The organism is Streptomyces sp. NPDC046860 (assembly GCF_040645115.1).
Taxonomy (GTDB): domain Bacteria; phylum Actinomycetota; class Actinomycetes; order Streptomycetales; family Streptomycetaceae; genus Streptomyces.
The window spans coordinates 56,424-70,722 of sequence record NZ_JBEYXQ010000009.1; the positions used below are offsets into that span (position 1 = coordinate 56,424).

8 protein-coding genes are annotated in these 14,299 nt (G+C 72.1%); 2 read left to right on the forward strand and 6 right to left on the reverse strand.

Annotated elements, in window-relative coordinates; genetic code table 11:
* Positions 1-49: 49 nt before the first annotated feature.
* The 6 genes from ABZ898_RS15330 to ABZ898_RS15355 all read right to left on the reverse strand — a co-directional run bounded on the left by ABZ898_RS15330 (position 50) and on the right by ABZ898_RS15355 (position 9,394).
* Positions 50-1,042, reverse strand: a complete 993-nt coding sequence (locus ABZ898_RS15330) for a PAC2 family protein (RefSeq protein ID WP_361657908.1) — start codon at positions 1,040-1,042, stop codon at positions 50-52.
* A 94-nt stretch (positions 1,043-1,136) separates the two neighbouring features.
* Positions 1,137-4,106 (reverse strand): hypothetical protein, encoded by a 2,970-nt coding sequence (locus ABZ898_RS15335; RefSeq protein WP_361657911.1) that lies wholly within the window; start codon positions 4,104-4,106, stop codon positions 1,137-1,139.
* Between the two features lie 211 nt (positions 4,107-4,317).
* Positions 4,318-5,937: a glycerol-3-phosphate dehydrogenase/oxidase gene (locus ABZ898_RS15340; RefSeq protein ID WP_361657913.1), complete on the reverse strand. Its 1,620-nt coding sequence runs from the start codon at positions 5,935-5,937 to the stop codon at positions 4,318-4,320.
* A 53-nt stretch (positions 5,938-5,990) separates the two neighbouring features.
* Positions 5,991-7,529, reverse strand: a complete 1,539-nt coding sequence (gene glpK, locus ABZ898_RS15345) for a glycerol kinase GlpK (protein ID WP_361657916.1) — start codon at positions 7,527-7,529, stop codon at positions 5,991-5,993.
* 88 nt (positions 7,530-7,617) lie between these two features.
* Positions 7,618-8,409 carry an MIP/aquaporin family protein gene (locus tag ABZ898_RS15350; RefSeq protein WP_361657919.1) on the reverse strand — a complete coding sequence of 264 codons (792 nt, stop codon included), beginning with the start codon at positions 8,407-8,409 and terminating at the stop codon, positions 7,618-7,620.
* A gap of 220 nt (positions 8,410-8,629) precedes the next feature.
* Positions 8,630-9,394, reverse strand: a complete 765-nt coding sequence (locus ABZ898_RS15355) for an IclR family transcriptional regulator (protein ID WP_361657921.1) — start codon at positions 9,392-9,394, stop codon at positions 8,630-8,632.
* A gap of 291 nt (positions 9,395-9,685) precedes the next feature.
* Between ABZ898_RS15355 and metH the strand changes: the two genes are divergently transcribed.
* Both metH and ABZ898_RS15365 read left to right on the forward strand, forming a co-directional pair.
* Positions 9,686-13,204 (forward strand): methionine synthase, encoded by a 3,519-nt coding sequence (gene metH / locus ABZ898_RS15360; RefSeq protein ID WP_361657924.1) that lies wholly within the window; start codon positions 9,686-9,688, stop codon positions 13,202-13,204.
* A gap of 184 nt (positions 13,205-13,388) precedes the next feature.
* On the forward strand, positions 13,389-14,090 hold the full coding sequence (locus tag ABZ898_RS15365) for an HAD family phosphatase (protein ID WP_361657927.1): 702 nt from the start codon (positions 13,389-13,391) through the stop codon (positions 14,088-14,090).
* Positions 14,091-14,299: the final 209 nt, after the last annotated feature.

A 14,299-nucleotide genomic window follows, 5' to 3' on the forward strand; every position in this document is an offset into this window, starting at 1 on the left:
GGCCGGGTACCGCCCCACTTCTCTTCCGTGAGCCCGCTCGCGGGCCCGCTCAGTCCTCCGGGTTGTCCGCCTCGTCGCCCTCGGACGCGCCCGGCGCCTCCGGCTTCGGCGGCTTGGGCGGACGGGTGCGTCCGCTCGGCGTGTCACGCCGGAAGGGCCCGCTGTCCGAGCCGTCCGCCGTGGCGTGCCCGCCGGGCCCGCCCACGTCCCGGCGCCGCAGATACCGCTCGAACTCGCGCGCGATGGCCTCGCCGGACGCCTCCGGCAGCTCGGCGGTGTCCCGGGCCTCCTCCAGCGTCTGCACGTACTCCGCGACCTCGCTGTCCTCGGCGGCCAGCTGGTCCACGCCGGTCTGCCAGGCACGCGCGTCCTCGGGCAGCTCGCCCTGCGGTATCCGCAGGTCCAGCAGGTCCTCCAGCCGGTTCAGCAGCGCCAGCGTGGCCTTCGGGTTGGGCGGCTGGGAGACGTAGTGCGGCACCGCCGCCCACAGCGACACCGCCGGGACGCCGGCGTGCGTGCAGGCCTCCTGGAGCACACCGACGATGCCCGTCGGACCCTCGTACTTGGTCTCCTCCAGGTTCATCCGGCGCGCCAGATCGGCGTCCGAGGTGACCCCGCTGACCGGCACCGGACGCGTGTGCGGGGTGTCGCCCAGCAGGGCGCCCAGGATCACCACCAGCTCCACGCCCAGCTCATGGGCGAAGCCCAGCAGTTCGTTGCAGAACGAGCGCCAGCGCATCGACGGCTCGATCCCGCGCACCAGCACCAGGTCACGGGGCTTGTCCCCGCCGACGCGGACCACCGAGAGCCGGGTCGTCGGCCAGGTGATCTTGCGTACGCCGCCTTCCATGAAGACCGTGGGGCGGTTCACCTGGAAGTCGTAGTAGTCCTCGGCGTCCAGCGCCGCGAACACCTCGCCCTTCCACTCGCGTTCCAGATGCGCGACCGCCGTGGAGGCGGCGTCACCGGCATCGTTCCAGCCCTCGAACGCGGCCACCATGACTGGGTCGATCAGCTCGGGAACACCCTCCAGCTCGATCACCCAGTGCCTCCTTCCGACGTGCTCTCGCCTGACCACCCAACCTTACGGCGTCCTGCGGGAGCCTCAGCAGCCCCCTCGCAAGGGGCTGAACGGATCACTGCCCCGAACCCCGGCCCGGAACACCCCGCAGCGGAGCCCGCTCCCAGGCCCCGTCCGGCGGACCCGCCCCGTGCCGCGCCTCCGGCGCCCCGCCGCCCGCCAGATGGGACTGCAGCCGCAGGTGCCGGAACTCGAAGCACGCCCCCGACCTGCGCAGCACACCCCGCCGGTGGGCGTCCTCCAGGAACGCCATCAGCCGCCACGGCAGCCGCCCGGTCGCCGCCAGCCACACCCGGGCCACCGCGAACCGCCCCCACGCGCTCAGCGCCAGCGCCGCCGCGCCCAGCGGCAGCCACAGCCGGGTCCCGACGTGCGCCATCCCGCCCCAGTCGCCGGGCAGCACCATCACCGGCACACAGACCAGCGCCACCAGCAGCGCGACCACCCCCGCGCGCGTGAACGACGCCGTACGGTCGGTCCGCAGCGAGGAGCCGGGACCGGTGGCCCGCATGATGTCCGACGGCACGCTCAGCGCCCGGTACACCCCGCACACGCATCCGCCCACCAGACCGATCAGCACACCGCTGGCCACGAACGGCGGCAGGCAGCGGGCCAGCAGACCCGCCGCCGGCCCCTGGGTGAGCCAGCCGCGCGCGGGCGGCGGCAGCACGGACCGCAGATTCGCCGGGTGCGCCACCGTCGGCGCGCCGCCGCCGAGGGCGAGCCGCACCACCACGACCCCGTTCCGCGACTCGAACTCCGTGCGCCGGGAGAGGAAGGGACGGCAGACGCGGTCGTGCAGCATCGGGATCGTGCAGTCGGGCGGCTCCGCGTCACCGGGATAGGCGACCGGCCGCGCCCCCTCGCCGGGGATCAGCATCCTGCCCCGCAGCGGCCGCTGGGTGACGGCCGTACGCACCCCGTCCCGCACCGCGAACCGCCAGCCGTCGATCCGTCTGCCCGCCAGGTTCTCCGCGCCGCCCGACTTCAGCACCGTCACCCCGACCGCGGTCAGCCCGGCGGTCGTGCACGCGGTGATCCCGATCAGCAGCGCGGCCGCCGCGCCCCGTACGGCACCGGCCGCGAACCGCTGGCCGACCCGGCCCGCCCGGCCCGGATGCGGGCCGTCGTGCCAGTGCGTGCCGCTGACCAGCAGCGCCGTGCCCGCCGCCATGCAGGTCGTGCCGATCAGCGCGGTCCACGGGTCCCGCGAGGAGTCCAGCAGCACCGACCCGGCCGAACCGGCGCCGCCCAGCACCAGGGTGGCACCCAGCACACGGGCCACCGCCCGGCCCGCGGCCCCGCTCCACGGCAGGCTGAGCGGCACCGGCCGCCGGGGGAGTCCCGCGATGCCGAAGAACAGCGTGAACAGCAGGGAGAACAGGCACCCGCCGAGCAGGTCCGGCATCCAGCCGTCGGTCACCGTGCCGTAGCGGAAGCCGAACCGGAGATCGTCGGTACAGGCGAACGCCGCCCACAGCAGACCGCTCACCAGCGCGGTCAGCAGGGTCTGCCGGAGGATGAACCTCCCTCTGGGCGGCCCGCCGTCACGCGGCAGCAGACAGGCCGCGCCGAACGCGAACCCCAGCGTCTGGCCGAACAGCGTGGCGCCCACCGACACCACGTCCTCCGTCCCGGCCTGACCGCTCACCACCCGCGCCAGCATCACCGGGAGCACCAGCAGCGCCTGCACGGCGAGCGCCAGCAGCCCCGGCGTGTACACCCGCAGCGCGCGCGGCAGCATCGACTCCAGCTCCCACCAGGCCAGCCGCCCGGTGCCGCGCTGCTGCAACGCCCGCGCCAGCACGGTCAGCCGCCGCGCCGCGTCCGAGGTGGCCCGCGGCCCGGAACCGGCGAACGCGGCGGGCACGAACGCCCCGAGCAGATGCTCCTCGACCGAGGCCACCGTGGGGAAACGCCCGGCGTCCAGCAGCTCCGAGGGGTCGCCGGAGGTGTCGCCGTAGACGGCACGGGCCAGCGACACCATCAGGGGCGTGGTGAGCGCCCGCGCCGGGACCGACCCCGGCCGCTCGCGCAGCTCCCGCAGCACCGGCGTCCACACCGTGGCCCGCGTGCCGTCCGCCGTGTGCAGCGGGCGGGCCGTGCGCTCCAGGTGGGCCGCCGCCTGCTCCAGGTCCAGCGGCAGCAGCTCGACCACCTCGGCCGCGGTGAGCACGTCACCCTCGGCCACCGCCGTCGTCCACGCCTCCTTGCGGCTGGTCAGCAGCAGCGGCAGATCGTCGTCCAGTTCGGCGTTGACGCGCCGCACGGCCTCCGCCCAGCCCGGCCGGGCCAGTTCGTCGAAGCCGTCCAGGACCGGCATGACGAGCCCCGAGTCCAGCAGGGCCCGGGCCAGGGTGCGGCGGCCGTCGGTGGCGGCGAGCGGGGGATAGTCGTCGGCGAGCCGCTCGGCGAGCCAGTCGCGCAACCCCGTGCGCCAGGGGTCCCATCCGGCCAGCGGGACGATCACCGGGACCGGGCCGCCCGGGGCCCGGACGGCCAGCCTGCCGAGGACGAACCGCAGCGCCAGCACGCTCTTGCCCGAGCCCGGACCGCCCAGCACCACCAGCCGGCGCCCGGACGGCACCGGGAAGGGGTCCGCGACGTGCTCGACCACGGCGTCGCGCGGGGCGGGCAGCGGCTGGGCGCGGCGGATGTTCTCCGGATGGTCCGCGAGCCGCCGGTCGGCCGCCCCCCAGCGGACCTCGATCGGCATCGGGTCCCGCAGCCGCCGGGCGCGCGCCTCCGCCGCCCACTGTTCCTGGACCGCCTCGGCCAGCGCGTCGGCGGCCCGCTGCCGGTCCTCGGCCGCCGAACGCAGCGGAGGGTCCCCGTCGCCGCGCAGGATGTCGGCCACCAGGGCCACCACCGAGACGAACGCGCCGATCGCGGAGATCAGGACGCCCGCGACCGCCGCGTCCAGCCACCAGAACCGCAGGACCGCCGCGAGCGCGGCGAGCGCGGCCCCGCACGCGGCGAACCCCAGGCGCCGCCGCGCCCGCGCAGTGTGCCAACCGCCTCGCATATGACCGCTCCCCGCACCTGGGCCTCGCCCCACTCCGCCGCCATCGGACCACCACTGTCGGAAAGATCCGTTTTAGCCGTAGAGCGGCTATTAAACGCACACTTCGAAACACGTTCGAGGGAGCGCGCGGAAGTGTTTGGGGGGCAGGTGGAAGTGCGGGTATGCGCGAGGGGCGGTTCCGCGACACGGAACCGCCCCCTGAGACCGCCTGTTACCGCTTGCCGTCCAGGACGTCGCGCACCTTGGCGCGCACGTCGTCCGTGGCCAGTCCGCGGATGGTGAGCGTGGTACGGCGGCGCAGCACGTCGTCCGCCGTCTCGGCCCACTCGTGGTCACGGGCCCACACGACCTGCGCCCAGATCTCCGGCGCGTCGGGGTGGACCCGCTCGGCCAGCTCGGGGTGCTCGTTGGCCAGGCGGGCGATGTCGAAGGCGAGCGAGCCGTAGTGGGTGGCCAGATGGCGGGCGGTGTCGGCGGCCATCCGGGGCCCGGGCGCCGGGCGGTCCACCAGCAGCCGGTGCTCGACCGCGCGCGGGTTGGCGACACCGGGCAGCGGCAGCCGCTTGGGCAGCTCCGACACCGGCTCGAAGTCGTCGCCGAGCGGCCGGCCCGGCAGCGTCTCCAGCTTCTTCAGCACGGTCCGCCCGATGTGCCGGAACGTGGTCCACTTGCCGCCCGCCACCGAGAGCATCCCGCCCGGCCCCTCGGTGACCACGGTCTCCCGCTTCGCCTTCGCGGTGTCACCGGGGCCGCCCGGCAGCACCCGCAGCCCGGCGAAGGAGTAGGCGATCAGGTCCCGCCGGAGCTGCTGGTCCCGCACGGAGAACGCGGCCTCGTCCAGGATCTGGGATATGTCCGACTCGGTGACGGACACGTCCGCCGGGTCGCCCTCGTACATCTCGTCCGTCGTGCCGAGCAGGAGCATGTCCTCCCAGGGCAGGGCGAAGGTGATGCGGTACTTGTCGATCGGGGTGGCCAGCGCCGCCTTCCAGGGGGCGGTGCGCTTGAGGACCAGGTGCGCGCCCTTGGAGAGGCGGATCGAGGGGGCCGCGTGCGGGTCCTCCATCCGGCGCAGGTGGTCCACCCAGGGCCCGGTCGCGTTCAGCACCAGGCGGGCGTTGACCCCGAACTCCTCGCCGCCGAGCCGGTCCTTCAGCTCGGCGCCGGTGACCCGGCCGCGCGTGGTGCGCAGCCCGGTCACCTCGGCGTGGTTGAGCACGACCGCACCCGCGTCGACGGCCGCGCGGACCGTCATCAGCGCCATGCGGGCGTCGTTCATCTGGTCGTCGCCGTACACGGCCACGGCCTTCAGGTTCTCGGTACGCAGCTCGGGCACGTCCTGCGCCGCCTTCGAGGGCGAGAGCAGATGCCCCACCCCGTCACCGAACGCGGAGAGCGCCGAGTAGGCGAACACGCCCGCGCCGAGCTTGGCGGCGCCGTGCGGGCCGCCCTTGTACACCGGAAGGTAGAAGGTGAGCGGGTTCGCCAGGTGGGGGGCCACCTGGCGGGAGACCGCACGCCGCTCGAAGTGGTTCTCCGCCACCAGCTTCACCGCGCCGGTCTGCAGGTAGCGCAGACCGCCGTGGAGCAGCTTGGACGAGGCGGAGGAGGTGGCGCCGGCGAAGTCACCGGCGTCGACCAGCGCCACCCTGAGCCCGGACTGCGCGGCGTGCCAGGCGGTGGAGATGCCCAGGATGCCGCCGCCGATCACAAGTAGGTCGTACGACGCCCCGGCGAGCTGCTCCCGGGTCTCGGCACGGCTCGGGTTGGAGCCGTAGGCCGGGTGCGTGCCCAGGGCAGGTACGGACTTCAGGGTGGTGGGACTGGTCATGTCGGGTACTTAGCTCCTCGTCGGAGGCTGGCCTGCCGGCTGCGCCGGACCGGTCAGCTCTCGTCCTCGAGCCAGCCCATGGTCCGCTCGACGGCCTTGAGCCAGCTCTTGTACTCACGGTCGCGGGTCTCCGCGTCCATGCGGGGGGTCCACTCGGCGGCCCGGCGCCAGTTGGCGCGCAGCTCGTCGGTGCTGGACCAGAAGCCGACGGCGAGACCGGCGGCGTAGGCGGCACCGAGACAGGTGGTCTCGGCGACCATCGGGCGGACCACCGGCGCGTCCAGCACGTCCGCGAGCTGCTGCATCAGCAGGTTGTTCGCGGTCATGCCGCCGTCCACCTTGAGCGTGGTCAGCTCGACGCCGGAGTCCTTCGTCATGGCGTCCGCGATCTCCCGCGTCTGCCAGGCGGTGGCCTCCAGGACGGCGCGCGCGAGGTGCGCCTTGGTGACGTACCGGGTCAGGCCCGCGATCACACCGCGCGCGTCGGAGCGCCAGTGCGGGGCGAACAGGCCGGAGAAGGCCGGTACGAAGTAGGCGCCGCCGTTGTCCTCGACCGAGAGCGCGAGCGTCTCGATCTCGGCGGCGGTGGAGATCAGGCCCATCTGGTCGCGCATCCACTGCACCAGCGAGCCGGTGACGGCGATGGAGCCCTCCAGGGCGTACACCGTCGGCTTGTCGCCGATCTTGTAGCCGACGGTGGTCAGCAGACCGGCGTAGGAGTTGATGATCTTCTCGCCGGTGTTCATCACCATGAACGTGCCGGTGCCGTACGTCGACTTCGTCTCGCCCTCGGAGAAGCAGGTCTGGCCGAACAGGGCCGCCTGCTGGTCGCCGAGCGCGGAGGCGACGGGGATGCCGCCGAGCAGCTCGCCGAGGCTGCCGCCGGTGATCTCGCCGTAGACCTCGGCGGACGAGCGGATCTCGGGGAGCATCTGCTCGGGCACGCCGATGGACTCGCAGATCTTCTTGTCCCACTGCATCGTGTGCAGGTTCATCAGCATGGTGCGCGAGGCGTTGGTGACGTCGGTGACGTGCTGTCCGCCGTCCGTGCCGCCGGTCAGGTTCCAGATGACCCAGCTGTCCATGGTGCCGAAGAGGATGTCCCCGGCCTCCGCGCGCTCGCGCAGACCCTCGACGTTGTCCAGCAGCCAGCGGGCCTTGGGTCCGGCGAAGTAGGAGGCCAGCGGCAGGCCCGTCTCGCGGCGGAACCGGTCCTGGCCCACGTTGCGGCCCAGCTCCCGGCAGAGCCCGTCGGTGCGGGTGTCCTGCCAGACGATGGCGTTGTGGACGGGCTCACCGGTGTTCTTGTCCCACAGCACGGTCGTCTCGCGCTGGTTGGTGATGCCGATGGCCTTGATGTCGTCGCGGGTGATGCCGGCCTTGGCGATGGCGGAGGCGACGACCTCCTGGACGTTCGTCCAGATCTCGTTCGCGTCGTGTTCGACCCAGCCGGGCTTGGGGAAGATCTGCTCGTGCTCCTTCTGGTCGACGGAGACGATGCGGCCGTCCCGGTCGAAGACGATGCAGCGCGAGGAGGTCGTGCCCTGGTCGATCGCCGCGATGAAGGGTCCTGCGGTGTGGGCGTCGGTCACTGTGTGCTCCTGGGAGGTCCGAGGTGAGGGTGCGGTGCGGACGGCGCTTACTCGAATGATCGGCTCTTTTTGCGCAAATCGTTACTCATCAAGCAAAAGCGACGTTGTAGATGCCCGCAGCGATGGCGCCGCCGATCAGCGGACCGACGACCGGGACCCACGCGTAGCCCCAGTCCGAACCGCCCTTGTTGGGCAGCGGCAGCAGGGCGTGCACGATGCGCGGGCCGAGGTCGCGCGCCGGGTTGATCGCGTACCCCGTCGGACCGCCCAGGGACAGACCGATCGAGACGACCACCAGGGCCGTGATGAGCGCGCCCACCGGGCCGAGGCCGTTGCCCTCGTTGTTCAGGCCCTGCGTGAGGACCGCCAGCACCAGCACGATCGTGCCGATGATCTCCGTCAGGAGGTTCTGCACCGCGTTCCGGATCTCCGGACCGGTGGAGAAGATGCCCAGCACCGGGCCCGCGGCCGCTTCCTGCGCCTCGACCGCCTTGGCCGTGTCCTGCGCACCGGGACCGCCGACGATCTCCCGGTCGGTGAGGTGCGCGTGGAACTGGCCGAGATACGCCACCCAGACCAGCGTCGCGCCGATCATCGCGCCCAGGAGCTGACCGCCCCAGTAGGCGGGGAGGTTGCCGTAGTCGTGATCCTTGATCGCCAACGCGAGGGTCACGGCCGGGTTGAGATGCGCGCCGGAGAGGGGCGCCGAGGTGTAGACGGCCGTCAGAACGGCGAAACCCCACCCGAAGGCGATGGCCAGCCATCCGGCGCCGCGCGCCTTGGACGCCTTCAGCGTCACGGCGGCACACACACCGCCGCCGAGCAGGATGAGTATGGCGGTACCTATGGTCTCGCCGATGAAGATGTCGGAGCTGGACACCCGCGACTCCTTTGTCCTTCGTCCAGGGGAAGCCGGCCCTAGGCGCAGTCACACCCTAACGCTTAATACCGATAGGTGTTCGACAATGCCGACCGACGGACGGGAGTCTTGCTTTCGCCGCGCACACCCGTCAAGGGTTCCGGGGACGAAAAAGAACGCAGAGGGCAGGATCGTTACGGACGGGGGGACAGCAGACCGGCCCCGCACGCGGAGCCGGTGATCAGAAGCGGGCCGCGCCCAGGTCCCGGGACACCGCGCGGGCGCAGTCGCGCACCGCCGCGATCAGCTCGGGCCGCAGCTCGCCGTCGCGGCACAGCCGCTCGACCGCGCCCGCGATCCCCACCGCGCCCACCGGCATCCGGCGCCGGTCGTGGATGGGCGCCGCGATCGACGCCATCCCCTCCCAGGTCTCCTCCACGTCGGCCGCGTAGCCGCGCGCCCGGGTGAGGTCCAGGACGTGCTCGAAGTCCTCCGGCGCGCACACCGTACGGTCGGTGAACGCCTTGCGGGAGGAGTCGAGGGCCTCGCTGTGCGCCACCGGGTCGTAGGCCGAGAGCACCTTGCCCAGCGCCGTGGAGTGCAGCGGCTGCATCGCCCCGATCTCCAGCACCTGCCGGCTGTCGTCCGGGCGGAAGACGTGGTGCACGATCAGCACGCCCTGCTGGTGCAGCACGCCCACGTACACGCTCTCCCCGCTGGACCGGGCCAGGTCGTCGGTCCACACCAGCGCCCGCGCCCGCAGCTCGTGCACGTCCAGATACGTGGTGCCCAGGCGCAGCAGCTCCGCGCCCAGCTGGTAGCGGCCCGACGCCTCGTCCTGCTCCACGAAGCCCTCGTGCTGAAGGGTGCGCAGGATGCCGTGCGCGGTGCCCTTGGCCAGGTCCAGCGACGAGGCGATGTCGGAGAGGCCGAGCCGCCGCTCGCCGCCCGCGAGCAGACGCAGCATCGCGGCCGCCCGTTCGAGCGACTGGATGTTCCGTGCCATCGCCGTCCTGCCTCCGTCCGCTTCGGCCGCTCGCCGAGCTGTCATATACGCGTTCGGCAATGCCGAACACTACCGGTCGATGTCGACCTCCCGCCATTGAGCAGGACCGTCCCGGACAACCCATGTTCCCGGCCACGGCACCCGCCCGGCCGGACTCCGCCATCCGCGTCCGTGTCGTGGACGCCTGTGCCCATCCAAGCCCACGGGCGGTTACTCTGGCGCCGTGCCCCACGCCAGGTCCGCCTGGGCAGGCGCATAGCCGACAGCCGTCGCACTCAAGGGAGCCCCTTCATGGCCTCGTCGCCGACGTCCCCTTCCGCCGACAGCCGGACCCGCGCGTCCGCGCTCCGCCAGGCACTCGCCACCCGTGTGGTGGTCGCCGACGGAGCGATGGGCACCATGCTCCAGGCCCAGGAACCGACCCTCGACGACTTCCAGCAGCTCGAAGGCTGCAACGAGATCCTCAACCTGACCCGCCCCGACATCGTCCGCTCCGTGCACGAGGCGTACTTCGAGGTCGGTGTCGACTGTGTCGAGACCAACACCTTCGGCGCCAACCACTCCGCCCTCGGCGAGTACGACATCCCCGAGCGCGTCCACGAACTCTCCGAGTCCGGAGCCCGCGTCGCCCGCGAGACCGCCGACGCCTTCACCGCCCGCGACGGTCGGCCCCGCTGGGTGCTCGGCTCCATGGGCCCCGGCACCAAGCTGCCCACCCTCGGGCACGCCCCGTACACCACCCTGCGCGACGCGTACCAGCGCAACGCCGAGGGCCTGATCACCGGCGGCGCCGACGCCCTGCTGGTGGAGACCACCCAGGACCTGCTGCAGACCAAGGCCGCCGTCCTCGGCGCCCGGCGCGGCCTGGAAGCCCTCGGCCTCGACGTGCCCGTCATCGTCTCCGTGACCGTCGAGACCACCGGCACCATGCTGCTCGGCTCCGAGATCGGCGCCGCGCTCACCGCGCTGGAGCCCCTCGGCATCGACATGATCGGCCTGAACTGCGCCACCGGCCCCGCCGAGATGAGCGAGCACCTGCGCCACCTCGCCCGCAACGCCCGCATCCCGCTGGCCTGCATGCCCAACGCCGGCCTCCCCGTCCTCGGCAAGAACGGCGCGCACTACCCGCTGACCGCCCCCGAGCTGGCCGACGCCCAGGAGACCTTCGTCCACGAGTACGGCCTCTCCCTGGTCGGCGGCTGCTGCGGCACCACCCCCGAGCACCTGCGCCAGGTCGTCGAGCGGGTGCGCGACCTCACCCCGTCCGAGCGGCAGCCCCGCCCCGAGGCGGGCGCCGCCTCGCTCTACCAGTCCGTGCCGTTCCGCCAGGACACCTCCTACCTCGCCATCGGCGAGCGCACCAACGCCAACGGCTCCAAGAAGTTCCGCGAGGCCATGCTGGAGGCCCGCTGGGACGACTGCGTGGAGCTGGCCCGCGAGCAGATCCGCGAGGGCGCGCACATGCTCGACCTGTGCGTGGACTACGTCGGCCGCGACGGCGTCACCGACATGGCGGAACTCGCCGGCCGCCTCGCCACCGCCTCCACCCTGCCGATCGTGCTCGACTCCACCGAGGTCGACGTCATCCAGGCCGGCCTGGAGAAGCTCGGCGGCCGCGCGGTCATCAACTCGGTGAACTACGAGGACGGCGACGGGACCGAGTCCCGGTTCGCCAAGGTCACCCGCCTCGCCCGCGAGCACGGCGCCGCCCTGATCGCGCTCACCATCGACGAGGAGGGCCAGGCCCGCACCCCCGAGAAGAAGGTCGAGATCGCCGAACGGCTCATCGACGACCTCACCGGGAACTGGGGCATCCATGAGGAGGACATCCTCATCGACACCCTGACCTTCACCATCTGCACCGGCCAGGAGGAGTCCCGCAAGGACGGCATCGCCACCATCGAGGCGATCCGCGAACTCAAGCGGCGCCACCCCGACGTCCAGACCACACTGGGCCTGTCCAACATCTCCTTCGGCCTCAACCCGGCCGCCCGCATCCTGCTGAACTCCGTCTTCCTCGACGAATGCGTCAAGGCGGGCCTGGACTCGGCCATCGTGCACGCCTCCAAGATCCTGCCCATCGCCCGCTTCAGCGAGGAAGAGGTGCGGACCGCCCTCGACCTCATCCACGACCGGCGCGCCGAGGGCTACGACCCGCTGCAGAAGCTGATGGCCCTGTTCGAGGGCGCCACCGCCAAGTCCCTGCGCGCCGGCAAGGCCGAGGAACTGGCCGCGCTGCCCCTGGACGAGCGCCTCAAGCGCCGCATCATCGACGGCGAGCGCAACGGCCTCGAAGCCGACCTGGACGAAGCCCTCCAGGACCGGCCCGCCCTCGACATCGTCAACGACACCCTGCTTGACGGCATGAAGACCGTCGGCGAGCTCTTCGGCTCCGGCCAGATGCAGCTGCCCTTCGTGCTCCAGTCCGCCGAGGTCATGAAGACGGCCGTCGCGCACCTGGAACCCCACATGGAGAAGTCCGACGCCGAGGGCAAGGGCACCATCGTGCTGGCCACCGTGCGCGGCGACGTCCACGACATCGGCAAGAACCTCGTCGACATCATCCTGTCCAACAACGGCTACAACGTCGTCAACCTCGGCATCAAGCAGCCCGTCTCCGCGATCCTGGACGCCGCCGAGGAGCACCGCGCCGACGTCATCGGCATGTCCGGCCTCCTGGTCAAGTCCACGGTGATCATGAAGGAGAACCTGGAGGAGCTGAACCAGCGCGGCCTCGCGGTCGACTACCCGGTAATCCTCGGCGGCGCCGCCCTCACCCGCGCCTACGTCGAGCAGGACCTCCACGAGATCTACGGGGGCGAGGTCCGCTACGCCCGCGACGCCTTCGAGGGCCTGCGCCTGATGGACGCCCTCATCGGCGTCAAGCGCGGAGTGCCCGGTGCCCAGCTCCCCGAGCTCAAGCAGCGCCGGGTCCGCGCCACCCCCGCCGCGGATCTCCCGGAGGAGCCCGCGCAGGAGGGCCACGTCCGCTCCGACGTCAGCACCGGCAACCCGGTGCCCGCCCCGCCTTTCTGGGGCACCCGCGTCGTCAAGGGCATCCAGCTCAAGGAATACGCCTCCTGGCTGGACGAGGGAGCCCTCTTCAAGGGCCAGTGGGGCCTGAAGCAGGCCCGCGCCGGTGACGGCCCCACCTACGAGGAACTCGCCGAGACCGAGGGCCGCCCCCGCCTGCGCGGCCTGCTGGACCGCCTCCAGACCGAGAACCTGCTGGAAGCCGCCGTCGTCCACGGCTACTTCCCCTGCGTCTCCAAGGACGACGACCTGATCATCCTGGACGAGGACGGCAACGAGCGCACCCGCTTCACCTTCCCCCGCCAGCGCCGGGGCCGCCGGCTCTGCCTCGCCGACTACTTCCGCCCGGAGGAGTCCGGCGAGCGGGACGTGGTCGGCCTCCAGGTCGTCACCGTCGGCTCCCGCATCGGCGAGGAGACCGCCAAGCTCTTCGAGGCCAACGCCTACCGCGACTACCTCGAACTGCACGGCCTCTCCGTCCAGTTGGCCGAGGCGCTGGCCGAGTACTGGCACGCCCGCGTCCGCGCCGAACTCGGCTTCGCCGGGGAGGACCCCGCCGACATCGAGGACATGTTCGCCCTGAAGTACCGGGGCGCCCGCTTCTCCCTCGGCTACGGCGCCTGCCCCAACCTGGAGGACCGCGCCAAGATCGCCGACCTGCTCCAGCCCGAGCGGATCGGCGTCCACCTGTCCGAGGAGTTCCAGCTCCACCCCGAGCAGTCCACCGACGCCATCGTGATCCACCACCCCGAGGCGAAGTACTTCAACGCCCGCTGACCTGCCGAAACGGGCACACGCGCCTGCCTCCGGCGCCCCACGCCGGGAGAAAAGGCCGCGTACCCCGCCACGCCGGTCGTAAACGAGGCGCTTCGCGCGCCGGCGACGTATGCTTATCGGTCCACCGCAGGCCGGTTCCCTTTCCGGGAACCGGCCTGATCGTCCCTCAAGGAGGTGCGCCCGGATGACCAGCACGGTCCCCGCGCTCGGAACCTGTACGGCCGAAGGCTCCGCCCTTCAAGCGGTCCTCCTCGACATGGACGGCACCCTGGTGGACACCGAGGGCTTCTGGTGGGACGTCGAGGTCGAGGTCTTCGCCGCCCTCGGACACACCCTCGACGAGTCCTGGCGGCACGTCGTCGTCGGCGGCCCCATGACCCGCAGCGCCGGCTTCCTCATCGAGGCCACCGGCGCCGCCATCACCCTCGCCGAACTCTCCGTCCTCCTCAACGACGGCTTCGAGGCCCGCATCGGCAGCCACCTCCCGCTGATGCCCGGCGCCGCCCGGCTGCTCGCCGAACTCCACGAGCACGGCATCCCCACCGCCCTGGTCTCCGCCTCCCACCGGCGCATCATCGACCGCGTGCTGACCACCCTCGGCCCGCACCACTTCACCCTCTCCATCGGCGGCGACGAGGTCTCCCGCACCAAGCCGCACCCCGACCCCTACCTCCTCGCGGCCGCCGGACTCGGCGCCGACCCGGCCCGGTGCGCCGTCATCGAGGACACCGCGACCGGAGTCGCCGCCGCCGAGGCGGCCGGCTGCCACGTGGTCGCCGTCCCCTCCATCGCACCCATCGTCCCGGCCGAACGCCGCACCGTCGTACCCTCACTGGAACAGGTCGACCTGTCTTTTCTGCGCGGGCTGATGACGCTCACGCACTAGGCGTTCACCCAGCGTGCGAAAACAATGCTGACCAGGGCGCAATTCCCCGGAATCCGTGCCCCGGAGCGAATTCCCGGGCCGCCCGGGTGGCTTAATTCCGGTATTCCGGACCGCAGTTGACACTGTGACGTTCGCCACTCCCGGCGGCCTCGACAAGGCTGCCCGCGTGTGCAGAAATCCCCGCCGCGCCCGCCGTCCGCGGGCCGTTG